Source organism: Mangrovihabitans endophyticus (genome assembly GCF_014646155.1).
Taxonomy (GTDB): Bacteria; Actinomycetota; Actinomycetes; order Mycobacteriales; family Micromonosporaceae; genus Actinoplanes; species Actinoplanes endophyticus.
Map to the genome: position 1 here is coordinate 73461 of NZ_BMMX01000001.1, position 23582 is coordinate 97042.

Genomic DNA, 23582 nt, shown 5'->3' on the forward strand with positions numbered 1-23582 from the left:
TTGACATAAACCTAAGCCTCTAGTAGAGGGTGAGGGTTTCCTCGCCCTCCCTTGTACGGCAGCGGCTGTCGAAGTGCGGTTCCCGATCGGATCCGCAGGGGCCTTCGGCGGTCGCCAACCCCGGAAGGGAAGGCTGAGCCCGTTGACACCTCCGCACAATTATCTTGCGGTCATCAAGGTCGTCGGCATCGGTGGTGGCGGTGTGAACGCCGTGAACCGCATGATCGAGGTTGGGCTCAAGGGAGTCGAATTCATCGCGATCAACACGGATGCCCAGGCGCTGCTGATGAGCGACGCCGACGTGAAGCTTGACGTCGGCCGGGAACTGACCCGTGGGCTGGGCGCCGGCGCGCAGCCGGAAGTCGGCAAGAACGCCGCCGAGGACCATCGCGACGAGATCGAAGAGGTGCTCAAGGGCGCCGACATGGTGTTCGTGACGTGCGGTGAGGGCGGTGGCACCGGCACCGGCGGTGCCCCGGTGGTCGCCAACATCGCCCGCAAGCTGGGTGCACTCACCATCGGCGTGGTCACCCGGCCGTTCTCGTTCGAGGGCAAGCGGCGGCAGGTGCAGGCCGAGACGGGGATCGACGAGCTGCGTAACCAGTGCGACACGCTGATCGTCATTCCCAACGACCGGTTGCTGGCGCTGGGGGACCGCGGCATCAGCATGATGGACGCCTTCCGCCAGGCCGACCAGGTGCTGCTCTCCGGTGTGCAGGGCATCACCGACCTGATCACCACGCCGGGTCTGATCAACCTGGACTTCGCCGACGTGAAGAGCGTGATGAGCGGCGCGGGCAGCGCGCTCATGGGCATCGGCAGCGCGCGCGGCGACAACCGCGCGGTGGAAGCCGCGGAGCGGGCGATCTCCAGTCCGCTGCTGGAGCAGAGCATGGACGGTGCGCGGGGTGTGCTGCTGTCCATCGCCGGCGGTTCCGACCTGGGCCTGTTCGAGATCAACGACGCCGCGCAGCTCGTCACGGATGCGGCGCACCCGGACGCGAACATCATCTTCGGCGCGGTCATCGACGACGCCCTCGGCGACGAGGTGCGGGTCACCGTGATCGCGGCGGGATTCGACGGCGGTGCTCCGTCGTACAAGCCCGTGGAGCAGGGACGCAAGGTCGTGCAGCAGGCGTCGGCGCCACCGGCGACCGCGCCGGCGAGCCCGGCGGCGCCGCCGGTCAGCCCGGCGCCCACGTCCGCCGCGCCGGCCACGCCGCCGCCGCGCCGGGTGCTGTTCGACGACGTGGACGTGCCGGACTTCCTGAAGAACGGCTCCTGAACCGCACCGGCGGGATTCGGCACGGCCGGTGACTGACGAACGGCGCGCGCAGCTCGCCGCCGCACTCGACGCGGTGCGGCGGCGGATCGCTCGTGCCTGCGCGGACGCCGGCCGTCGGCCGGACGACGTCACGCTGGTGGCGGTGACCAAGAACTATCCCGCCGCGGACGTCCAGGCGCTCGCCGAACTCGGCGTCACCGACGTCGGGGAGAACAAGGATCAGGAGGCCGCCGCCAAGTGGTCGGCGGTCACCGCGCCGCTGCGCTGGCACTATGTCGGCCGGTTGCAACGCAACAAGGCCGGCTCGGTGGTGCGGTACGCCGATGTGGTGCAGTCCGTGGACTCGGTCCGGTTGGCGGGTGCGCTGGACCGTGCGGCCGGACGACACCGGACCACACCGCTCGACGTGCTGGTGCAGGTAAGCCTGGACGGCGACGCGCAGCGGGGCGGCGCGGTGATCGACGGCGCGGACCCGGAGCGTGATCTCTGGCGGGTGGCGGAGGCGGTCGCCGCATCGGAGACCTTGCGTCTGCGCGGTGTCATGGCGGTAGCGCCGATGAATGCGGATCCGGATCGCGCATTTGCGATTCTGCATGATGTGGCTTCGCGACTGAACGGGCATCATCCGGGCGCCGACGCGATCTCCGCGGGCATGAGTGGGGACTTGGAACAGGCCGTTGCGCACGGAGCGACACACGTGCGGATCGGCACTTCTTTGCTCGGGATGCGAAAGACGCTGCGGTAGCCTTGCGGCGGGCAGCAAACTACATAGGTGTTGTTCACGCGCGTCGTGCCTTTCCCGGCCAGCGCGCCCGACGGCACGGCGTCGCTGCGGTTCCGGGCCTCCCGGGATCGGGCCAAGGGGGGACGCGGCACGCCGAGGGGGCGCGGGCCGCACAGCGGAGGAGATGGTGACTGCATGAGCGCTCTTCGCAAGGCGGGGGTCTGGCTGGGCCTCGTCGAGGAGGACGACGACCGCGGCTACGACGACCGGGGATACCGCGACAACGGCTACCGTGACCGTGACCGTGACCGGGATGCTGGATATCGCTACGCCGACGACTTCGCAGACGAGGACGACGACGTCGAGGAGGCGCCGTCGCTGCCGCGCGCCCGCACCTCCGACCGGGGCAGCGGCCGGCTGGAGCGGGCGGCGGCCGCGCTGGAACGCGAGGAGGAGCGCGAGCGCGCGGAGCGTGCCGGCAGCGTGCGGTCGATCACCCGGACGACTCCCGGCGACTCGTCGAGCGCCCATGGCTACCAGACGCGTGACAACCTGGCACTGGCTCCGCAGGTCCAGCCGCATCCGCGGCTGCCGGAGGAGGAACAGCGCTATCAGATCACCACGCTGCACCCCACCACGTACCGGGAGGCGCGAACCATCGGCGAGCACTTCCGCGACGGTGTGCCGGTGATCATCAACCTCACCGAGATGGATGAGGGTGACGCGCGTCGCCTGGTCGACTTCGCGGCCGGTCTGGCGTTCGGTCTACGCGGTACGATCGAGCGCGTGACCAACCGGGTGTTCCTGCTCTCGCCGGCAAATGTCCAGGTCACCGCGGAGGACAAGGCCAAGATCGCTGAGGGCGGTTTCTTCAAGTAAGAGTTGACCCGAACGAGGGATCCGCCGAACGTGCTGTCGATCGTCTTCCAAATCCTCTACTTGCTGGTCTACGTCTTCTTCCTGACGTTGCTCGCCCGGTTCGTGCTGGGCGCGGTGTTGCAGTACGGCCGCCGGTGGCAACCGGGACGGGGTGCGTCCGCTGCGCTGGAATCGGTGTGGAGCGTCACTGATCCACCCCTGAAGGCGTTGAGGCGTGTGATCCCGCCACTGCGAATTGGTAACGTGAGCTTGGACCTGGCATCCCTGGTTCTGCTGGTTATTCTGTTCGTGCTTTTGAACTTCGTGTTAGCGCGTCTGATCATCGCCTTCAGCGTCTGACGGACTCGCCCCACGCGGCCGCAACTGACCCGAGGAGTTTCGATGCCGCTGACCCCGGCCGACGTGCACAACGTCGCCTTCAAGAAGCCCCCGATCGGCAAGCGGGGGTATGACGAGGAGGAGGTCGACGCCTTCCTGGATGAGGTCGAGCGCGAGCTCGCCCGTCTGATCGAGGAGAACAACGAGCTGCGTGCCCAGGTGGAGCGCGGCGGCCGGGGTGGCGCACCAGCCGGTCCGGGTGCCGACCCGCGTCTGGCGGCGGAGCTCAACGACATCAAGGCCCAGCTTGACCGGGTCCAGCGTGACAAGGCGGCGGCCGAGCAGGCCGCGCGGTCGATGCAGGCCGAGCTTGAGCAGGTGCGTGCGCAGGGGCCGGGCGTCGGCGCCGGTGCCGCGGCGGCCGGTGGCGGCGACGGTGAGCAGCAGGCGCTGCGTGTGCTGATGATGGCCCAGCGCACCGCGGACGACCACGTCGCCGACGCGCGTCGCGAGGCCGACAAGCTGCTGTCCGACGCGCGCTCCAAGGCCGAGGAGGTCACCCGCGAGGCGCGGGCCAAGGCGGATGCTCTGGAGCGCGACGCGCGTCAGCGGCACCAGGAGGCCATGGGCGGCCTGGACGCCAAGCGGTCGGCGCTGCAGAAGCACATCGAGGAGCTCAAGCAGTTCGAGCGCGAGTACCGCACGCGCCTGAAGGCCTACCTGGAGAGCCAGCTACGCGACCTGGACGGCCGTGGGCAGGGCCTGGAGGCCGAGATGACGCGGGCCGACTCCGGCCGCGCCGTCGGCGGCTCCGGCGGTCTGGCCGCCGCGGGCCTCGCCGGCTCGTACGGCGGTGGCCGCGCCAACTCCATCGAGTCCGGTCGCTGATCCGGCGCCCGGCTGCACCTCGGCGAGGATGAGCCATGATCGTTGTTAGTTTGCTGCTCATCCTCGTCGCGGTGGGCTTGCTTGTGCTCGGCTTGGCCGGCGGCTCCAGCGCTCTTCTGATCAGCTCGATCGTGGCGAGTCTGCTCGCCGCGGTCGCGCTGGTCGTGGGTGCCCGGCAGGCCGCTGCGGCGAGCGATCGGCGGAGCGCGCCGACGCCCGCCGGTGAGGACGGGTTCGCCACCTTCCCCGCGGCGGACGAGGCGCCGCCCGCGGTGCGGGAACCCGACGTCACGCAGTCGTTCGATCCGGCCGCTTACCGGGGCGACGAGAGCGTCGGCGCGGAGCAGGCGGTGCCGATCGCTGAGACGGATCAGCCTGCGGGCGATTTGTCCCACTCTGACGCTGATAGTGGCGATAGTGATGATTACCCGGATGAGGCCGATCGTCGTGCCGACGCCGATCGGGCGGCGCCGGACTACGCACGAGCGACCGAATTCATCGGTTCCGCCCGCAGCGACGAGCCGACCGCCGACGCTGCGGAGGCCGAGCCGTCACCCGAGGGTGAGAACGTCGACGAGGGTCGCGCCGCGTCGTCCTCTCCGACCACGGGAGAGTTCGCGGCGGTGACCGGCGAAGACCCGGACGACGAGCCGTCGCCGCAGGTGGTGCAGCCCAACGACGCGGTGCGGGTGGCCCGGATGGACGCCGAGGTGCTGGTCGTCGACGGGCGTCCTCGATACCACGTGGCCGGTTGTCCGCACCTGGATGGCCGGGCCGGCGAGCCGCTGCCCGCGGCCGAAGCCGTGGAACTGGGATTCAGCCCCTGCGGCCTGTGCCGTCCGGTGGACCGGTTGATGTCCGCCGCGGAGGCCGGTCGGCACTGAGCCGTCCCGGCCCCGGCGACCGGTCGGCACAATGAGCGGATGGTCATACGGCGAGCATCCGCGTCCGCCGGAAGCGAGCGCGGCATGCGCCGCCGCCCATCCGACGGGCAGCGATGACCGGAGACCTCGACCGTGCCCTGCTGATCGGGACGGCCGTGCTGCTGGTCGCGGTGGCCGCGGTCCGCCTCTCCACCCGGCTGGGTCTGCCGTCCCTGCTGGTCTATCTGCTGATCGGGGTGGTGATCGGCGAATCCGGGCTGGGCATCCCGTTCGACGACGCCAACCTGACGCGCACCCTCGGGTTCTGCGCCCTCATCGTGATCATCGCGGAGGGTGGTCTGACCTCACGGTGGAGTGCGCTGCGTCCGGTGCTCGCGCTGTCCGCCACGCTGGCGACCGCGGGCGTGGCGGTCAGCGTGGCGGTCGTCGGCGTGCTCGTGCACCTGGCGCTCGATCTGGACTGGCGGCTGGCGCTGCTCTACGGCGCGGTGCTGAGCTCCACCGACGCTGCGGCGGTCTTCGCCACGCTGCGGCGCCTGCGGCTGCCTCCCCGGCTGGTGGCCACCCTGGAGGCGGAGTCCGGCATGAACGACGCCCCGGTGGTCCTGCTGGTGGTCCTGCTGTCCGCCGAGGCCTCCGGGCGATCCTGGTGGCACGAGCCGGTGATCGTCGCGTACGAACTGGTCGCGGGCGTGGTCGTGGGCCTGCTCGTGGGCGGCGCCGGGCGGATGCTGCTGCGCCGGGCCGCGCTGCCCGCCGCTGGTCTCTATCCGATCGCGGCTGTCGCCCTCACCGTCCTCGCGTACGCGGCGGGCGCGGCGGTGCACGCCTCCGGGTTCCTGGCGGTCTACGTGGCCGGAGTGGTGCTGGGCAACGCCCGGCTGCCGCACCGGCGGGCGATCCTCGGCTTCGCCGACGGGCTGGCCTGGGTGGCGCAGATCGGCCTGTTCGTGTTGCTGGGGCTGCTGGTGTCGCCGGGCGAATTGGGCGACGCGTGGGCGCCCGCGCTGGTCGTGGGGGGTGCGTTGGCGCTGCTGGCGCGCCCGCTGTCGGTCTGGATCTCGGCGTTGCCGAGCCGCGCCGGCCGCGGGCTGGGCTGGCGCGGGCAGGCATTCCTGTCCTGGGCCGGGCTGCGCGGGGCGGTGCCGATCGTGCTCGCCACCATCCCGATGGCCCGGGCGGCACCCGGCGCGGGCCGCCTCTTCAACGTGGTGTTCGTGCTGGTGGTGGTCTTCACCCTGGTTCAGGCGGGCACCCTGGCGCAGGTCGCTCGGCTGCTGGGCATCACCGCCCCGACCGAGGCGACGGAAATTCACGTGGAGACGGCACCCCTCGAACGCATGCACGCGGACCTGCTGCAACTCGATGTGGCCCAGGGGTCGCGGCTGTCCGGCGTGCACATCGACGAGCTGCGCCTGCCGGTCGGCGCGTCGGTGACCCTGGTGGTCCGCGACGGCGCCGGATTCGTGCCCGGGCCGGACACCCGGCTGCGCACCGGCGACTCGTTGCTGATCGTCGCCACCGCGCAGGTCCGCGACCTCGCGGAGCGGCGAATGCGGGCGATCAGCCGGCGCGGGCGGCTGGCCGGCTGGTTCGGTGAGGACGGACGCGAGGCGCCGCCGGGCCGCCCGCGCCGGCGCCGCCGCGCCTCCGGGCGGCCCGACAAAAGATCATGACGGGCGGGCGTCGGCAAACCGACCGTGGATCGCGACGGTTTACGCCCCCTTCGGGCTATAGGTGCGGAGTGCCGTGTTGTCCAGACCCTTCACAGTCCGTATCCTTGCCACCCTCTGGAGTGCGCGGTCGTGGATGACCGCGCCGTTTGTGCACGTGGGGCCGGTTTGCGCGGGAGGGACGCGTGGGTGACATCGCCGGCGGCGCGGCACACCGGCATCCGCGCGGTGCACGTCGGAGGGGGTTTCGGCGAGCGCGCTTGGACCGGCGCGCAGGGGGTAGCACCACCGCGTGGGCACCGACCACGCACCAGCACCAGGCGACCGCGCCGGAACCTCGGCCGCGGTTGCCCCCACGGGGTTCCGGGCATGACCGGAGCTTCAGGAGGAGGGCAGGTGAGGACGGCCGGCATCGGCCGCACGCACCGCGTCCCGCAGACCGTCGATCGCCGCACACCAACAGCGGCACAGGGAGGGACGATGGCCAAGACAACCGAGACCGGATCCGCCGCCGCGGCCAAGAAGCGGGCCCGCAGCGCCGCGGAGATCGAGGAGTTGACGTCGGCCCTCACGCAGCGCCGCGACGAGTTGCAGGCGGAATACGACCAGACGTTGAGTGAGATCACCGAGCTGCAGCGGGAACGCTTCACCGATTCGGCCGGCGACGACCAGGCCGACACCGGCACCAAGACGTTCGAGCGTGAGCAGGAGATCACCCTGGCGAACAATCTGCTCGAACGGATCACACAGGTGGAGCGCGCCATCGAGCGGCTCGGCGAAGGCAACTACGGTTATTGCGAACGGTGCGGCAACGCCATCCCGGTCGAGCGGCTGGCGGCGTTCCCCTCCGCGACACTGTGCGTGTCCTGCAAGCAACTGGAGGAGCGGCGCTGAACGTCGACGAGGCTCCGGGCGAGGCGGCGGTGTCCGGCCGGCCCGGCTTCACGCGTACGGCCGTGTCGGTGCTGGCCGGCACGGCCGTCGCTGCGACGGTGCTGGACCAGGTGGTCAAGCATCTGTCCACGGAACATCTGACCGAGGGTGAGCCGGTGCGCATCCTGGGTGGCCTGATTTATCTGTCGCTGATGCGCAACAGCGGCGCCGCCTTCAGCATGGGCAGCGGTTACACGTGGGTCTTCCCGCTGATCACCGTTGCCGTCATCGGCTGGATCGGGTGGATGACCCGGCGGCTGCGCTCGGTGCCCTGGGCGATCGCCCTGGGACTGGTGCTCGGCGGGGCGCTCGGCAACCTGATCGACCGGCTGTTCCGCGCGCCCGGCCCGATGCGCGGGCACGTGGTGGACATGATCAGCGTCTTCGCGCCGTACGCGGAGAAGTTCCCGGTGTTCAACATCGCGGACAGTTGCCTGACGGTCGGCGTGGCGCTGGCGGTGCTGCTCGAACTCGCCGGGCGACAGCGCGACGGCACCCGCACCGCTCGCAAGCCGGCGCAGGAGACGTCGTGACGGCACGGTCGTTGCCGGTGCCCGACGGCCTCGACGGCATGCGGCTCGACCAGGCGGTGTCCCGGTTGTTCGGGCTGTCCCGCACCGCCGCCGCGGCCCTGGTGGAGGCGGGTGACGCACTGGTGGACGGCTTCCCGCGACCCAAATCGGACAAGGTCGCGGCCGGTTCCTGGCTGGAGGTGACGCTGCCGCCGCCCCCCGCGCCGGTGACCGCGGCGCCGGAACCGGTGCCCGGCCTGTCCGTCGTGTTCGACGACGACGACATCGTGGTGGTGGACAAGCCGGTAGGGGTGGCCGCGCACCCCAGCCCGGGATGGACCGGCCCGACCGTGATCGGCGGGCTGGCGGCCATGGGTCAGCGGATCGCCACCAGTGGCGCGGCCGAGCGGCAGGGCGTGGTGCACCGGCTCGACGTGGGCACGTCGGGACTGATGGTGGTGGCCAAGAGCGAATCGGCCTACTCGGTGCTCAAGCGTGCCTTCAAGGAGCGCGAGGTGGACAAGCGCTATCACGCCGTGGTTCAGGGCCACCTGGATCCGCTGCGGGGCACCGTGGACGCGCCGATCGACCGGCATCCCAGCGCCGACTACCGGTACGCCGTGGTGGCCGGCGGCAAGCCGAGTGTCACGCACTACGACACCCTGGAGGCGTTCCGCGCCGCCAGCCTGGTGGACGTGCGACTGGAGACGGGACGCACCCACCAGATCCGGGTGCACTTCTCCGCGCTGCGGCATCCGTGCGTCGGCGATCTGACGTACGGCGCGGATCCCACCCTGGCCGCCCGGGTGCGGCTGCAGCGGCAGTGGCTGCACGCTCGGGAGCTGGCCTTCCGGCATCCGCGCACGGCGGACGAGGTCCGGTTCACCAGTGCCTATCCGGAGGACTTGGAGTACGCGCTGCGCGTGCTCCGCGACGCGGGCTGAGCACACCCCGTGATCATGTGCCCACGGGGTGGCACATCCGGTCTTGCTCCGGAGTGTGCGACGCGGCTAACCTGATCGGCCGGGGTCGTTGTGACATCTGCCTCACCCGATAAACGTGCCAACAGGTCCGCCCGTTCTTCCCCGATGTCCCAGGACCGATCTGCCGTACGCTCTGCACCAGTCGCGACCCCGCCGGGCCTCGTCGCCGGGGCTTCGGGAGCATCCTGACGGCGTTCCCGCGCGTTGATAGTCGGTCGGCCCGTCTGTGGCCGGCACCGAGACCGAGCGAGGTGTTCGTTCGGGGGGAGTGGCCCGAACCGGGTTCACCTCCGTAGCCTGTTCCCGGGCACACGTGCCCGTGGAGCGGAACGTCGAGCGGAGAGCAGGGAGGACGCGCCGTGGAGGGGACCGAGACCGGCTGGGGCCGGCCTGCGGAACCAGCCCCGCGCTGGCGGGCGCTGCTCGACCGGGCGCGGCACGGGTCTCGCGGCGCTGACGAGACGGCCGATGGTCCGTCCACCGACGAGCAGCCGGCCGACACGCGTCGCCCGCCCTCGCGTCCGTTGGAGCGCCGCCCGGCCAACCCTCTGGACCAGCGCGCCCCCCTGGATCAGCGCGCCGGGGCGTATGACCCCCGCGGCTACGACGAGCGCGGTGTGGATCAGCGCGGTGTGGATCAGCGCGGGTACGACCAGCGCGGCTATGACCAGCGGGGCTTGGATCCGCGGGGCCTCGACCCGCGTGGTCTTGATCCGCGTGGTCTTGATCAGCGCGGTCTTGATCAGCATGGTCTTGATCAGCGCGGTGCGGACCCCCGAGGCTTTGATCCCCGCGGCGGTCTCGACCCGCACGGTGCCGCCGTCCCGCCGTCCCGCGGGCTGCCACCGGACCAGCATTTCGACTCCCGCCCGGCGAACCCGCTGGACCGCCGGCCGGTGAACCCGCTGGACCGCCGCACGTCCCAGCGCAACGGCACGCCCCCGCCGGCCGAATCGCGCCCGGTGAACCCGCTGGAGCAGCGCCGCCACTCCCGCCTCGCGGAGGGCTTCCACACCCGCAGCCCCGAGCCGGAGCAGCCGCACAACTTCTTCAACCCGCCCAGCCGTCCGGTGTCCACCCCGCCACCGTCGCGCTCGGGCCAGGCCCCGCCGGCGCGGGCGGCGGCCTCCGTCGGATCCGCCTCGGTGCTCCCGCCCCCGCCCCCGCCCGCGACCGCCCCGCCGTCGGCTGCCCCGCCGTCGGCTGCGCCCGCCCCCGCCCCGATGTCGCCGGCCGCGGCCCGCATCGAGTGGCGGCAGGCCCCACCGGAGGACACCGATCGGGCGATCGCGGTCATGCGCCGCAAGCTGGGCAAGCCGCGGGTGCTGGCATTCGCCAATCCGAAGGGCGGCGTGCACAAGACCACGGCGACCGTGCTGGCCGCGGCGACCATCGGCAGCGTCCGCGGCCGGGGCGTGCTGGCCTGGGACGACAACGAGCTGCGCGGCACGCTCGGCCTGCGTGCGGGCAGTGCGCGGCACGCCCGCACGATCCGGCATCTGCTCAGCTCCCTGATGCAGATCGAGAATCTGCACGGCGACGCCCTGCTGCAGGAGCTCGACGGGTACCTGCGGCACGCCTCCGACGGGTCGTACGACGTGCTGGCCGGTGAGGAGAACCCGCGCTTCGCCCAGCGGCTCGACCAGCACACCGTGCGCCGGGTGATGGACCTGCTGCGCCGGACCCACGACGTGATCTGCGTGGACACCGGCAACAACGTGGAGAGCGTCAACTGGCAGACGGTGATGCGCGCGGCCGACCAGCTCGTCATCACGACCGTGCCGCGCGAGGACGCGGCGTTCACCGCGGACTGGATGCTGGATCTGCTGAACGACACCGGCATGGCGGACCTGGTGGCGAACGCGGTGACGTTGATCTCCTGCCCGTCGCCCGGCGATCTGCCCCTGCTGCCCGATTTGACCAAGCACTTCCGCACCCGCACCCGCGACGTCGTGGTGGTGCCGTACGATCCGGCGCTCGAAGTCGGCTCGTCGATCGAGTACGGCGATCTGCAGCCGGAGACCCGGCAGGCGTGGATGCGTGCCGCGTCGACGATGATCGAGCCGTTCGCCCAGTAACCGCCGGCCCGCCGGCCTCGGCGATCACCGGGGTGTCGTCCATGGTTCTTGTCGGACCCGCGGACTAGGCTCGGCTCGCCACAGCAGCGGAAGGGGATTCGGGTGTCTGACCCGTTCGTGCACCTGCATGTGCACTCCGAGTATTCGATGCTCGACGGGGCCGCCCGGCTCAAGGATCTGATCGCCGAGGCCGGCCGGCAGGGCATGCCCGCCGTGGCGATCACCGACCACGGCAACATGCACGGGGCCTACGACTTCTACAAGCAGGCCACCGCGGCGGGCATCACGCCGGTGATCGGCGTCGAGGCCTACGTCGCGCCGGAGTCCCGGCTGCACAAGGGCCGGGTCAAGTGGGGACGGCCGGAGCAGAAGCGGGACGACGTCTCCGGCAACGGCGCGATCACCCACATGACCATGTGGGCGCGCAACGCGACCGGGCTCAAAAACCTCTTCCGGCTCAACTCGCGGGCCTCCATCGAGGGTCAGATGGGCAAGTGGCCGCGGATGGATCTCGATCTCATCGCGGAGCACGCCCAGGGCATCATGGGCACCACCGGCTGCCCCTCCGGCGCGGTGCAGACCCGTCTGCGACTGGGACAGTTCGACGAGGCGCTCAAGGCGGCCGCGGCCTACCAGGACGCGCTGGGCAAGGAGAACTACTTCCTGGAGATCATGGACCATGGGCTCGACATCGAGAAGCGGGTTCGCGACGGCCTGATTGAGGTCGGCCGCAAACTGAACATCCCTCCACTGGTCACCAACGACTCCCACTACACGCACGAGGCCCAGGCCGAGGCGCACGATGTGCTGCTCTGCGTGCAGACCGCCAGCAACATCGCGGATCCGAACCGGTTCCGGCTGGAGGGCGGCGGCTACTTCATCAAGTCGGCCGATCAGATGCGCGCGGTCGACTCCTCCGACCTGTGGCTGGAGGGCTGTCGCAACACGTTGCTGATCGCCGAGCGGGTGGACACCGAGGGGATGTTCACCTATCGCAACCTGATGCCCCGGTTCGAGGTCCCGGAGGGGCACACCGAGGAGTCCTGGTTCCGGCATGAGGCGTTCGAGGGTCTCCAGCGACGCTTCCCCGATGGTGTGCCGGAGACGCACGTCAAGCAGGCAGAGTACGAGTGCCAGATCATCATTCAGATGGGCTTCCCGTCGTACTTCCTGGTGGTGGCCGACTTCATCCAGTGGTCCAAGCGCAATGGGATCGCGGTCGGCCCGGGGCGTGGCTCCGCGGCGGGGTCCCTGGTGGCGTACGCGATGGGCATCACCGACCTGGACCCGCTCCCGCACGGCCTGATCTTCGAGCGGTTCCTCAACCCGGAACGCGTCTCCATGCCCGACGTCGACATCGACTTCGACGAGCGTCGGCGTGGCGAGGTCATCCGCTATGTTACCGAGCGCTGGGGCGACGACAAGGTCGCGCAGATCGCGACGTTCGGCACGATCAAGGCGAAGGCCGCGATCAAGGACTCGGCCCGGGTGCTGGGCTATCCGTACGCGGTCGGTGACCGGATCACCAAGGCGATGCCGCCCGCGGTGATGGGCAAGGACATCCCGCTGTCCGGCATCTTCGACCCGAGCCACAAGCGCTACAACGAGGCCGGCGAGATCCGCGCGCTGTACGAGCAGGACCCGGATGTCAAGAAGGTCATCGACACGGCGCGCGGCATCGAGGGGCTGATCCGGCAGACCGGCGTGCACGCCGCCGGCGTGATCATGAGCGCGGAACCGATCATCGACCACATCCCGCTCATGCGCCGGGAGGCGGACGGCGCGATCATCACGCAGTTCGACTATCCGACCTGCGAGACGCTGGGCCTGCTGAAGATGGACTTCCTCGGCCTGCGCAACCTGACGATCATGACCGACGCGGTCAAGAACATCGAACTGAACCACAGCAAGAAACTCGACCTGCTGAGCCTGCCGCTGGACGACAAGGCGACCTACGAGTTGCTCGCCCGCGGCGACACCCTGGGCGTGTTCCAGCTCGACGGCGGCCCGATGCGTTCGCTGCTGCGGATGATGAAGCCAGACAACTTCGAGGACATCTCCGCGGTGCTGGCGCTGTACCGGCCCGGCCCGATGGGCGCCAACTCGCACACCAACTACGCGTTGCGCAAGAACGGCCAGCAGGAGATCACGCCGATCCACCCGGAGCTGGAGGAGCCGCTGCGGGAGATTCTCGGGCCGACCCACGGGCTGATCGTCTACCAGGAGCAGGTGCAGCGCGCCGCGCAGAAACTGGCCGGCTACAGCCTGGGGCAGGCGGACCTGCTGCGCCGCGCGATGGGCAAGAAGAAGAAAGAGGTCCTGGACAAGGAGTTCATCCCGTTCCGCGACGGGATGCGCGCCAACAAATTCTCCGACCAGGCCATCCAGGCGTTGTGGGACGTGCTGGTCCCGTTCGCCGACTACGCCTTCAACAAGGCGCACACCGCCGGGTACGGCCTGGTGTCCTACTGGACCGGCTACCTGAAGGCCAACTACCCGGCCGAATACATGTCGGGTCTGCTGACGAGCGTCGGCGACGACAAGGACAAGATGGCGATGTACCTCGCCGAGTGCCGGCGGATGGGCATCCAGGTGCTGCCGCCGGACGTCAACGAGTCCTCCGGTCCGTTCACCCCGGTCGGCGACGACATCCGGTTCGGCCTGGCCGCGGTGCGCAACGTGGGCAACAACGTGGTCGACGCGATCGCCCGGTGCCGGGAGGCGAAGGGCGCCTACACCGACTTCTACGACTTCCTGTCCAAGGTGGACGCCATCGCCTGCAACAAGAAGACGGTGGAATCGCTGATCAAAGCGGGTGCCTTCGATTCCCTGGGGCATTCCCGGCGGAGTCTGCTCGCGGTGCACGCCGAGGCCATCGACGCGTACGCCGACGTGAAGCGCAACGAGGCGGCCGGGCAGTTCGACCTGTTCGGCGCGTTCGGCGACGTCGACGGCCCGGGCGGCTCGGCGACGGTGGCCATGCCGCCCATCGGCGACGACGAGTGGGACAAGCGGGACAAGCTTGCCTTCGAACGGGAGATGCTCGGGCTGTACGTGTCCGACCATCCGCTGGCCGGGCTGGAACAGGTGCTGCAGAACGCGGCCGACACCACCATCGCCGCGCTCAACGAGGAGGGCTCCGTCCCGGACGGCCAGGTCGTCACCCTGGCCGGCATCCTCACCGGCGTGCAACGCCGGATCACCAAGCAGGGCCGCGCCTGGGCCTCGGCCACACTGGAGGATCTGGCCGGTGGTGTGGAGACGTTGTTCTTCCCGAACACCTACGAGGTGATCGGTCAGTACATCGCCGAGGACGCCATCGTCGTGGTCAAGGGCCGGGTGGACCGGCGTGACGACACGCCACGGATCATGGCGATGGACATGTCGATGCCGGATGTCAGCCACAACCCGGACGCCAAACCGGTCACCCTGACCATGCCGATCACCCGCTGCACGCCGCCGCTGGTGAGCGAACTCAAGGACATCCTGGTCAGCCACCCCGGCGATGCCGAGGTGCATGTGCACCTGCAGAACGGCAGCCGCACCACGGTGATGCGCCTGGGCGGGTTCAAGGTGGCGCCGACCCCGGCGCTGCGCGCGGATCTGAAGATGATTCTGGGACCCTCCGCAGTTGGCTGAGCCGGCCTGGCAGACTCGGGGTGTGTACGACGCCGAGATGCCCCTGTCGCCGCCGGTCGGCGGCGCCGACGGGCACGGGCGATCCCTGCGGCGGTCGCTGGCGTCCGCGGGCGTGGCCGCCGCGGTGATTGCCGTGGCGGGCGCCCCGGTGGGCGTGTTGTGGCACGTCGTCGCGCCCACGGTGCCGGTGATCAACACCGGTCAGGTGATCGTGGTCAGCGACCCGTCGCCGGAGGAGTACATCGCGGCCGACGGCTGGTTCACCCTGATGTTCCTGGCGTTCGGCGTGGCCACCGCGGTCACCTCCTGGATGCTGCTGCGCCGCCATCGCGGTCCGCTGCTGCTGGCCGGCGTCACGCTCGGCAACCTGCTGGCGCCGCTGGCCGCCTGGCAGGCCGGCCACATGATCGGGCTGAGCGCCTACCAGGACTGGCAGGGCAGCTCCGCGGCGGGCGACACCTATGCGGCGCCGCCGGACCTGCGGGCCTACGGCGTGCTGCTGGTCCCGGCGTTCGTGGCGGTGATCACTCTGACCTTGATGGCCGGCTGGTCCAACGACCCAGACCTGGACCGCCCCGGCGCCAAGCCCGGCTACGCGGCCAATCAGCCCGCCGACCCGGACCCGATCAGTTCGGACTTGCCGGCCGCGCCAAGTCCGACAGCGGAACCGGCACCGCCCGGACCCGGGCCAGCAACCCCGCCTCACGGTTGAGCAGCTTCAGCTCGGTGCGCAGCCGGGTGGTGGTGTCCGGGGCGGCCAGCAGCAACTGACGCTCCTCCGTGGTGAGCTGCGTGGTCGCGGCGACCAGATGGGACAACACGGTCGGGTCGTCCGGCACCTGGTCGAGCACCTCGGTCTCCGGGCGCAGCAGGTCGAGGTAGGCGCGGAACGCCGCCAGCACTCGCGCGGCAAGTATCTCGGCGGTGTCGCCGGCGTCGTCCTCGGCGTCGTCCAGCCACTCCACCTCGGCGGTCAGGTACGCCGTCGCCGGCGTGCCCTGCCCCAGACGCAGCACACGGAACCGGCGCCGTCCCACCGTGACGATGTCGAACCGGCCGTCCGGCAACTCGGTGACCTGGCGCAGCTCCGCCGTGCACCCGACCTCGTAGAGCGACCCCGCGGTGATCTGCACCTCCTCGGGCGCCGGATCGTCACCGGACTCGATCGCGTTCAGCACCTCGGCACCCCGGCGCAGCGTGACCACGCCGAACTCGTGTGGCCCGTCGGCCGTGTCGGCGACCAGCTCGCGCACCAGGGTGCGGTAACGCTCCTCGAAGATGTGCAGCGGAAGCACCAGGCCCGGAAACAGCACGGTGCCCAACGGAAAGACTGGCAGTACGTCGCCCACGTCAGCAGCGTATCCGCCCGGTGGCGCGGCGCGCCGGACCGCATACCCCGGCAATCTGAGCGGCTTGCCGTGGCAATCCCGGCGGCTCGCCGCCCGAGGCGTTCTCAGCCCCTGGTACAGCCCCGATCGGCCGCCGGACACGCAGCCTAAACTGGTCGGGTGCTGAAACGGATCGACCTGCGCGGCTCCCGCTGGGACCCGCGCGACCTGCTGCCCCGCGCCCAGCTCGACGTCTCCGAAGCCGTCGAGCGGATCCGCCCGGTGGTGGAGGCGGTCCATGCCCACGGCTTCCGCGCCATCGCGGAGGCGACCCGCACCTTCGACGGGGTGGAATTGTCGCGTCTGCGGGTGCCGGCCGACGAGATCGCCGCCGCGGCGGGCGAGCTGGACCCGCAGGTGCGCGCGGCGCTGCTGGAATCCATCGCCCGTGCCCGCAAGGTGCACGCCGACCAGCGGCGCGCCGACGTCACCACGCAGGTGGTGCCGGGCGGCACGGTCACCGAGCGGTGGGTGCCGGTGGGCCGGGTCGGGCTCTACGTCCCGGGCGGCCTGGCGATGTACCCGTCGACCGTGGTGATGAACGTGGTGCCGGCGCAGATCGCCGGAGTCGGCGCGCTGGTGGTGGCGAGCCCGCCGCAGAAGGAGAACGGTGGCCTGCCGGACGCCCGGGTGCTCGCCGCGTGCGCCCTGCTCGGCGTGGACGAGGTCTACGCGGTCGGCGGCGCCCAGGCCGTCGCAATGCTGGGCTACGGCTCCGCGGGCCGCGACGGCGCGGCCGAGGCGGACGGTCACGACCAGGCCGACCAGTGCGCCCCGGTGGACGTCATCACCGGGCCCGGAAACATCTGGGTCACCGCCGCGAAGCGGCTGCTGCGCGGTCATGTCGGCATCGACGCCGAGGCGGGACCGACCGAGATCGCGGTGCTGGCCGACGACACCGCGGATCCGGTGCACGTCGCGGCCGACCTGATCAGCCAGGCCGAGCACGACCCGCTGGCGGCTTCGATCCTGGTCACCGACGCGCCCGCACTCGCCGACGCGGTGGACGCCGAACTGGTGCGCCAGGTGCCGGCGACCAAACACGAGGCACGCATCCGGGAGGCGCTCACCGGCGCCCAGTCGGGCGTGGTGCTGGTCGACGACCTGGAGCAGGGACTTCAGGTGGTGGACGCGTACGCGGCGGAGCACCTGGAAATCCAGACCCGGGACGCACGGTCGTGGGCGATGCGGGTGCGCAATGCCGGAGCGGTGTTCGTCGGGCCGTGGTCGCCGGTGTCGCTGGGCGACTACGCGGCCGGCTCCAACCATGTGCTGCCCACCGGCGGCTGCGCGCGGCACTCCTCCGGCCTGTCCGTGCAGTCGTTCCTGCGTGGCATCCACGTCGTCGAGTACGACCAGGACGCGCTGCGCGACGTCGCGCCGCACGTGGTGACGCTCGCCGGGGTGGAGGACCTGCCGGCGCACGGCCAGGCGGTGACCGCGAGGTTCACGCCGTGACCACGCTCGACGACCTGCCGCTGCGCGACGACCTGCGCGGCCTGACGGCGTACGGCGCTCCGCAACTGGATGTGGCGGTGCGGCTGAACACCAACGAGAACTCGTACCCGGTGCCCGACGAGGTGACCGCGGCGATCGGCAAGGCGGTGCAGGCCGAGCTGCGCGACCTCAACCGCTACCCGGACCGCGACGCGCGAGCCTTGCGCGCGGACCTCGCAGACTATCTGGGCCACGGGCTGGGCACCGCGAACCTGTGGGCGGCCAACGGTTCCAACGAGGTGCAGCAGCAACTGCTGCAGGCGTTCGCCGGGCCGGGCCGTACGGCGCTGGGCTTCGGGCCGTCCTATTCGATGCATCCGCTGCTCGCCGCCGGCACCGGAACCCGGTGGATCGGCGCGCTGCGCGACCCGGATTTCGGGCTGACGCCCGACGCGGCGACCGAGCAGATCCGCGCGCACGACCCGGACGTGGTGTTCCTCTGCTCGCCGAACAACCCGACCGGCACCGCGCTCGAACCGGCGGTGATCGACGCCGTGCTGGCCGCGGCGCCGGGCATGGTGGTGGTGGACGAGGCGTACGCGGAATTCGCCCGGCCCGGCACGCCCAGCGCGCTGAGCCTGCTGAGCGGGCATCCGCGCCTGGTGGTGACCCGCACCATGAGCAAGGCGTTCGGTTTCGCCGGGGGCCGGCTCGGCTATCTCGCCGCCGACCCCGCGGTGGTCGACGCGGTGCAGCTAGTCCGTTTGCCGTACCACCTGTCCGCGCTCACCCAGGCGGCCGCCCGTGCCGCGCTGGCCCACCGGGCGGCCCTGCTGTCCACCGTGGACGCCATCAAGCAGCAACGTGACCGGATCGTCGCGACGCTGCGCGAGCGCGGCATCGCGGTGGCCGACAGCGACGCCAACTTCGTCCTCTTCCAGGTCGGCGGCGACCAGCGTACGGCCTGGCAGGAGCTGCTGGACCGGGGCGTTCTGGTACGCGATGTGGGGCTGCCCGGCTGGCTGCGGGTGACCGCCGGCACCGAGTCCGAGACCACCGCCTTCCTGAACGCCCTCACATGCCCCTTGAAGGAGTCGACGGCATGAGCCGCACCGCGCGCGTGGAGCGCGTCACCAAGGAGACCAAGGTTTCCGTCGAGATCGACCTGGACGGCACCGGCCGTGGCGACCTGTCCACCGGTGTCGGCTTCTACGACCACATGCTGAACCAGCTCGCCAAGCACGGCGGTTTCGACCTGACCGTACGCACCGAGGGCGACCTGGAGATCGATGCGCACCACACCATGGAGGACACCGCGATCGCGCTGGGTGAGGCGTTCGCGCGGGCGTTGGGGGACAAGGCCGGGATTCGCCGGTACGGGTCGGCGACCATCCCGATGGACGAAGTGCTCTGCCGGGCCGCCGTGGACCTGTCCGGCCGCCCCTACGTGGTGCACGACGAGCCGGCCCTGGCGCCGTACATCGGGCCGGTGTACCCGACCAGCATGACCCGGCACATCTTCGAGTCGTTCGGCTTCGCCGCCCGGATCACGCTGCACGTGAGCGTGCTGCGCGCGGCCCGCGACGGCGGGCACCCGGACGCCCACCACGTGGTGGAGGCGCAGTTCAAGGCGTTCTCCCGGGCGCTGCGCGAGGCGGTCGAGATCGATCCGCGGGCCGCGGGCGCGCTGCCGTCCACCAAGGGCGTGCTGTGATGGCGATCGTGCTGTTCCTGCTCGCCGGTTTCCTGATCGGCGGGACGATCCAGCTCGTCAAGTCCGGCGCCACCAAGTTCAGCATCGGTCTGGTGGGCGCGCTGGCCCTGCTCGCCGCGGCGGGCGGCGTGGCCTGGCTGCTGCCCGGGGACAGTTGATGGCGTCGGTGGTGGTGCTCGACTACGGATCGGGCAACCTGCGATCGGCGGAACGGGCGGTGGCGCGTACCGGCGCGGACGTGACGGTGACCGCCGACCTGGCCGCCGCGGCCGCCGCGGACGGCCTGGTGGTGCCCGGCGTCGGCGCGTACGCGGCCTGCATGGCGGGCATCGAGAAACTGGGCGCCGGACCGGTCATCGCCCAGCGGGTCGCCGCCGGGCGTCCGGTGCTGGGCATCTGCGTCGGCATGCAGATCCTGTTCGACTCCGGAGTCGAACACGGCGTGCAGACCGAGGGTCTCGGCCTGCTGCCGGGGGTGGTGAGCCGGCTGACCGCACGGCGCATCCCGCACATGGGTTGGAACACCGTGCAGGCGCCGGACTCCTCGACGCTGATGGCCGGGCTGGCCGCCGAGTCGCGGTTCTACTTCGTGCACTCGTACGCGGCGGGTGACCTGGAGGCGTTGCGCGCGGCAGGGGCGCAGGTGACCACCGCCGTGCACGACGAGCCGTTCGCGGCGGCGGTGGAACTCGGCTCGCTGTGCGCGGCCCAGTTCCACCCGGAGAAGTCCGGCGACGCCGGGTACGCGCTGCTGTGTAACTGGGTCGCCGGGCTGTAACGGTGGTCAAGGAACGCGCCCGGCGGCGGGCGGAGCGTCTCGCCGTGCTGGAACGGGAGAAGGCCGCCCGTGCCCGCGTGGTGCAGCGCCGGGAGCGGCGTCGCGCCCTGATCCGGCGGTTGCGGCCGGCCCCCTTCCGGTCGGCCCCCTTTCGGTCGGCCCCCTTCCGGCCGGCCCCCTTTCGGCCGGCCCGGTTGCGGCCGCGTCGCCGCGGCGCCGGACGGCTGACCCGGTTCACCCGCGCGCAGCGGACCGGGATCGTCGTGGTTCCGCTGCTGGCGGCGGGTGCGGTCTGGTACCTGGTGCCGGAACTGGCGCTGCGGATCCTGCTCACCATCATGATCATTCTCGTTCTGCCCGCTCTCGTGGTGGTCGCGCTCGGCCGCCGTCTTTAGGAGATTCGATGTCGCTCACCCTGCTGCCCGCCGTCGACGTCGCCGACGGTCAGGCGGTACGCCTGGTCCAGGGCGCCGCCGGAACGGAGACCGGCTACGGCGACCCGCTGGACGCCGCCCTGGCGTGGCAGAACGACGGTGCCGAGTGGGTGCACCTGGTCGACCTGGACGCCGCCTTCGGCCGCGGATCCAACGCGGAGCTGCTGGCCGGCGTGGTCGGCCGGCTGGACGTGAAGGTGGAACTGTCCGGCGGAATCCGCGACGACGAGTCGCTGCGCCGGGCGCTGGACACCGGCGCGGCGCGGGTCAACATCGGCACCGCGGCCCTGGAGGATCCGCAGTGGTGCGACCGGGTGTGCGGCGAGCACGGCGACCGGATCGCCATCGGGCTCGACGTGCGCGGCCGTACGCTGTCGGCGCGTGGCTGGACCCGCGACGGGGGCGACCTGTACGAGGTGCTGGAACGGCTGGACAAGGCGGGCGCGGCGCGTTACGTGGTCACCGACATCACCAAGGACGGGACGATGCGCGGACCGAACCTGGATCTGCTGCGCGAGGTGTGCGCGCACACGCCGGCGCCGGTGATCGCCAGCGGCGGCGTGTCCACCCTCGACGACCTGCGCGCGCTGGCGGGGCTGGAGGGCGACGGCGTTGAGGGCGTGATCGCCGGCAAGTCGCTGTACGCCGGCGCGTTCACCGTCCGGCAGGCGCTCGACGTGCTGGCCGCGGCATGACGGTCGCGGTGCGGGTGATTCCGTGTCTGGACGTGGACGCGGGACGCGTGGTGAAGGGCGTGAACTTCGCCGACCTGCGGGACGCGGGCGATCCGGTGGAGCTGGCCGCCGCCTACGACGCGGCGGGCGCCGATGAGCTGACGTTCCTGGACGTCACGGCGTCCTCGGACGACCGGGGCACCACCCTGGACGTGGTCCGACGCACGGCCGAATCGGTGTTCATCCCGTTGACGGTGGGCGGCGGCGTGCGCTCAGTGAGCGACGTCGACGTGCTGTTGCGCGCGGGCGCGGACAAGGTGGGCGTGAACACGGCGGCGATCGCCCGGCCGGAACTGATCGGGGAGATCGCCGAGCATTTCGGCAACCAGGTGCTGGTGCTGTCGCTGGACGTGCGGCGGTCGCGGACCGTTCCCAGCGCGCCGACCGTTCCCAGCGCGCCGACCGTGCCCGGTGGTGCCGGCGTGCCCGGTGGTGCCGATGGTGCCGGTGTGTCGGGGGGTGCCGGTGTGTCGGGGGGTGCCGGCGTGCCGGGTGGGTGGGAGGTGACCACGCACGGCGGTCGTCGGGGTACCGGGCTTGACGCGGTGGCGTGGGCGCGCCGAGTGGCCGAACTGGGCGCGGGCGAGATCCTGCTCAACTCGATGGACGCGGACGGAACCAAGGCCGGTTTCGACCTCGCGCTGATCGAGGCGGTGCGGGCGGTGGTGGACATTCCGGTCATCGCCAGCGGGGGAGCGGGCCGGGTGGAGCATTTCGTCCCAGCGGTGGCGGCCGGGGCGGACGCGGTGCTGGCAGCGAGCGTCTTCCATTTCGGCGAGTTGACCATCGGCGAGGTCAAGGCCAGCCTACGCGAGGCGGGCAACCCGATCCGCTGACCCGGCTCTCGACCTGGCTCGCCGTTCACCGCCCTCGGCGGGGGTGCCGTTCATCGCCGGTCGGCGAGCCGCCGCTCGTCGCCGGTCGGCGAGCCGCCGCTCGTCGCCGGTCGGCGGGGTGCCGTTCATCGCCCGTCGGCGAGCCGCAGCGAGTACTCCCGGACGGCGGCGGCGTAGGTCTCCTCGTCCAGGCTCCAGTCGGGCCCGCCGGGCCCAGCCGGATCGGTCGGATCGGTCGGCTCTCCGAATCGGTTTAGCTGGGTCTGCAAAGTCAGCACCGCCGAGGACAGGCCGCTGAATGGGCGGGTGCGCCACAATTGCTCCCCGGCCGGGGCCACCTCGACGAAATCGTCATCGACCTCCAGCAGCCCGGCCCCGACCAGTTTGCGCATCGAATCCTCCAGCTCGGCGCGGTCCGGGATGCTGTGGTTGAGGAAGTCAGCGGCGGCGAGCAGATCGGCCAGGCTGGCACCGGTGACAGGCAGCGCGGCATGCATCGCGCGATCGCGTTCCAGACGCTCGGCGATGACCGCGCTCACGAATATCCATGCGTCGTTCCACTGCCACCGCCCCGCCGCCATGGTGGCCATGATGCCGCGCGGGTGCACGTACCGGAAAGCGAATGTGTCGTGATGATCACCAAGATGTGTCCCGAGCGGGCGAAATCCGGGATTCGTCGGCATCGCCGGTGAGCCCGGCGGCGGTCTGCACGGTCCCGGCTTCCGCGGCGGTGGTCGCCGAAGTGCCGGCTTCCGCGGCGGCGGGCGGGGCCACGGCGGGCGGGGCCACCGAGGCGGGCGGGGCCGCGGCGGCGGGCGGGGCCACCGAGAAAAGCCCGAGGAAGAGCTGGGCGAGCGGGCCGATGCTCAGCGCGAACGCGAGCGTGCCGATCCCGACAGTGCCGCCGAGCAGCCAGCCGGTGCCGAGCACGATCAGTTCGATGACCGTACGCACCGAGCGGATCGACAGCCGCGGAAAGCGGTTGACCAGTCCGGTCATCAACCCGTCTCGCGGCCCAGGGCCGAAGCCGGCGCCGACGTACAGGCCGGTGCCGATGCTGATCGCGCCGATGCCGGCGGCCAGATATCCGGTGCGCAACCACAGCGGCGCGGTGTGCGGCAACAGGGCGAGCGCGCCGTCGAGGACCAATCCGATCACCACCAGGTTGGCCACCGTGCCGACTCCCGGCCGTTGCCGCAGCGGAATCCAGAGCGCGAGCAGCGGCACACCGACCAGGATCACCACGGTTCCGATCGGCCATCCGGTCACCGTCGCCAGGCCCTGGTGGAGGACGTCCCAGGAGGTGAGCCCGAGACGCGACCTGACCATGAGGGCCATGCCGAGTCCGTACAGAACGACGCCGACGAGGAGCTGGCCGGTGCGGCGGACGAGGCGGCGATCGGAGTTGCCGGTTGATCCCATGACTGCCACTCTGGATGCCAATTCTTCGCCCCAGTAGTGCCAA

Annotated in this window: 23 protein-coding genes and 1 pseudogene; 21 read left to right on the top strand and 3 right to left on the bottom strand. The window is 71.1% G+C overall.

Translation table 11 applies throughout. The annotated features are described in order from the left end of the window. The first annotated feature begins 142 nt into the window (after positions 1-142). From ftsZ to IEY73_RS00345, 13 genes are all read left to right on the top strand, one after another. Complete coding sequence (ftsZ, locus tag IEY73_RS00285; protein ID WP_189076978.1) at positions 143-1285, top strand: cell division protein FtsZ; 1143 nt, start codon at positions 143-145, stop codon at positions 1283-1285. A 28-nt stretch (positions 1286-1313) separates the two neighbouring features. After that, positions 1314-2030 carry a YggS family pyridoxal phosphate-dependent enzyme gene (locus IEY73_RS00290; protein WP_189076979.1) on the top strand — a complete coding sequence of 239 codons (717 nt, stop codon included), beginning with the start codon at positions 1314-1316 and terminating at the stop codon, positions 2028-2030. 174 nt (positions 2031-2204) lie between these two features. Further along, complete coding sequence (locus IEY73_RS00295; protein ID WP_189076980.1) at positions 2205-2888, top strand: cell division protein SepF; 684 nt, start codon at positions 2205-2207, stop codon at positions 2886-2888. A gap of 30 nt (positions 2889-2918) precedes the next feature. Further along, entirely contained in the window at positions 2919-3227 is a 309-nt protein-coding gene (locus IEY73_RS00300; protein WP_189076981.1) for a YggT family protein, read from the top strand. Between the two features lie 42 nt (positions 3228-3269). Then, the gene (locus IEY73_RS00305) at positions 3270-4094 is read left to right on the top strand and encodes a DivIVA domain-containing protein (RefSeq protein ID WP_189076982.1); all 825 of its coding nucleotides are present in this window, start codon (positions 3270-3272) and stop codon (positions 4092-4094) included. 35 nt (positions 4095-4129) lie between these two features. Continuing rightward, positions 4130-4978 (top strand): hypothetical protein, encoded by an 849-nt coding sequence (locus tag IEY73_RS00310; protein WP_189076983.1) that lies wholly within the window; start codon positions 4130-4132, stop codon positions 4976-4978. A gap of 113 nt (positions 4979-5091) precedes the next feature. Beyond that, positions 5092-6654 carry a potassium/proton antiporter gene (locus IEY73_RS00315; protein WP_189076984.1) on the top strand — a complete coding sequence of 521 codons (1563 nt, stop codon included), beginning with the start codon at positions 5092-5094 and terminating at the stop codon, positions 6652-6654. A 366-nt stretch (positions 6655-7020) separates the two neighbouring features. Beyond that, positions 7021-7545: a TraR/DksA family transcriptional regulator gene (locus IEY73_RS00320; RefSeq protein WP_505744143.1), complete on the top strand. Its 525-nt coding sequence runs from the start codon at positions 7021-7023 to the stop codon at positions 7543-7545. Beyond that, positions 7446-8117 carry a signal peptidase II gene (lspA, locus tag IEY73_RS00325; RefSeq protein ID WP_373292714.1) on the top strand — a complete coding sequence of 224 codons (672 nt, stop codon included), beginning with the start codon at positions 7446-7448 and terminating at the stop codon, positions 8115-8117. Before IEY73_RS00320 ends, lspA begins: the two co-directional genes overlap by 100 nt. Before the next feature lie 38 nt (positions 8118-8155). Next, complete coding sequence (locus tag IEY73_RS00330) at positions 8156-9040, top strand: RluA family pseudouridine synthase (RefSeq protein ID WP_189077746.1); 885 nt, start codon at positions 8156-8158, stop codon at positions 9038-9040. 398 nt (positions 9041-9438) lie between these two features. Next, positions 9439-11157, top strand: coding sequence for a MinD/ParA family ATP-binding protein (locus IEY73_RS00335; protein WP_189076986.1), 1719 nt, complete (start codon positions 9439-9441; stop codon positions 11155-11157). Positions 11158-11259: 102 nt separating this feature from the next. Next, a complete protein-coding gene (gene dnaE / locus IEY73_RS00340; RefSeq protein WP_189076987.1) occupies positions 11260-14796 on the top strand; it encodes a DNA polymerase III subunit alpha in 3537 nt (1178 codons plus the stop codon). Further along, a complete protein-coding gene (locus IEY73_RS00345) occupies positions 14789-15508 on the top strand; it encodes a hypothetical protein (protein ID WP_189076988.1) in 720 nt (239 codons plus the stop codon). Before dnaE ends, IEY73_RS00345 begins: the two co-directional genes overlap by 8 nt. Here IEY73_RS00345 and IEY73_RS00350 read toward each other — a convergent pair. After that, on the bottom strand, positions 15423-16145 hold the full coding sequence (locus IEY73_RS00350; protein WP_189076989.1) for an LON peptidase substrate-binding domain-containing protein: 723 nt from the start codon (positions 16143-16145) through the stop codon (positions 15423-15425). The genes IEY73_RS00345 and IEY73_RS00350 overlap by 86 nt on opposite strands. A 159-nt stretch (positions 16146-16304) precedes the next feature. Between IEY73_RS00350 and hisD the strand changes: the two genes are divergently transcribed. From hisD to hisF, 8 genes are read left to right on the top strand one after another with little or no spacing between them, the layout of a single operon-like run. Then, on the top strand, positions 16305-17642 hold the full coding sequence (hisD, locus tag IEY73_RS00355; protein WP_189076990.1) for a histidinol dehydrogenase: 1338 nt from the start codon (positions 16305-16307) through the stop codon (positions 17640-17642). Next, the gene (locus IEY73_RS00360; RefSeq protein WP_189076991.1) at positions 17639-18727 is read left to right on the top strand and encodes a histidinol-phosphate transaminase; all 1089 of its coding nucleotides are present in this window, start codon (positions 17639-17641) and stop codon (positions 18725-18727) included. Before hisD ends, IEY73_RS00360 begins: the two co-directional genes overlap by 4 nt. After that, on the top strand, positions 18724-19335 hold the full coding sequence (gene hisB, locus IEY73_RS00365) for an imidazoleglycerol-phosphate dehydratase HisB (protein ID WP_189076992.1): 612 nt from the start codon (positions 18724-18726) through the stop codon (positions 19333-19335). The genes IEY73_RS00360 and hisB overlap by 4 nt, the downstream gene beginning before the upstream one ends. Next, on the top strand, positions 19335-19493 hold the full coding sequence (locus IEY73_RS00370) for a CG2302 family histidine operon protein (protein WP_189076993.1): 159 nt from the start codon (positions 19335-19337) through the stop codon (positions 19491-19493). Before hisB ends, IEY73_RS00370 begins: the two co-directional genes overlap by 1 nt. Next, complete coding sequence (gene hisH / locus IEY73_RS00375; protein WP_189076994.1) at positions 19493-20113, top strand: imidazole glycerol phosphate synthase subunit HisH; 621 nt, start codon at positions 19493-19495, stop codon at positions 20111-20113. Before IEY73_RS00370 ends, hisH begins: the two co-directional genes overlap by 1 nt. Positions 20114-20115: 2 nt before the next feature. After that, positions 20116-20508 carry a hypothetical protein gene (locus IEY73_RS00380; protein ID WP_189076995.1) on the top strand — a complete coding sequence of 131 codons (393 nt, stop codon included), beginning with the start codon at positions 20116-20118 and terminating at the stop codon, positions 20506-20508. An 8-nt stretch (positions 20509-20516) separates the two neighbouring features. Next, entirely contained in the window at positions 20517-21242 is a 726-nt protein-coding gene (gene priA / locus IEY73_RS00385) for a bifunctional 1-(5-phosphoribosyl)-5-((5-phosphoribosylamino)methylideneamino)imidazole-4-carboxamide isomerase/phosphoribosylanthranilate isomerase PriA (protein WP_189076996.1), read from the top strand. After that, positions 21239-22117, top strand: coding sequence for an imidazole glycerol phosphate synthase subunit HisF (gene hisF / locus IEY73_RS00390; protein ID WP_189076997.1), 879 nt, complete (start codon positions 21239-21241; stop codon positions 22115-22117). The genes priA and hisF overlap by 4 nt, the downstream gene beginning before the upstream one ends. 125 nt (positions 22118-22242) lie before the next feature. Here hisF and IEY73_RS00395 read toward each other — a convergent pair whose 3' ends face one another. After that, positions 22243-22698, bottom strand: coding sequence for a hypothetical protein (locus IEY73_RS00395; RefSeq protein ID WP_189076998.1), 456 nt, complete (start codon positions 22696-22698; stop codon positions 22243-22245). A gap of 193 nt (positions 22699-22891) precedes the next feature. Continuing rightward, positions 22892-23539 (bottom strand): annotated as a pseudogene (gene yczE, locus IEY73_RS00400) (membrane protein YczE); the annotation flags it as partial. Positions 23540-23582: the final 43 nt, after the last annotated feature.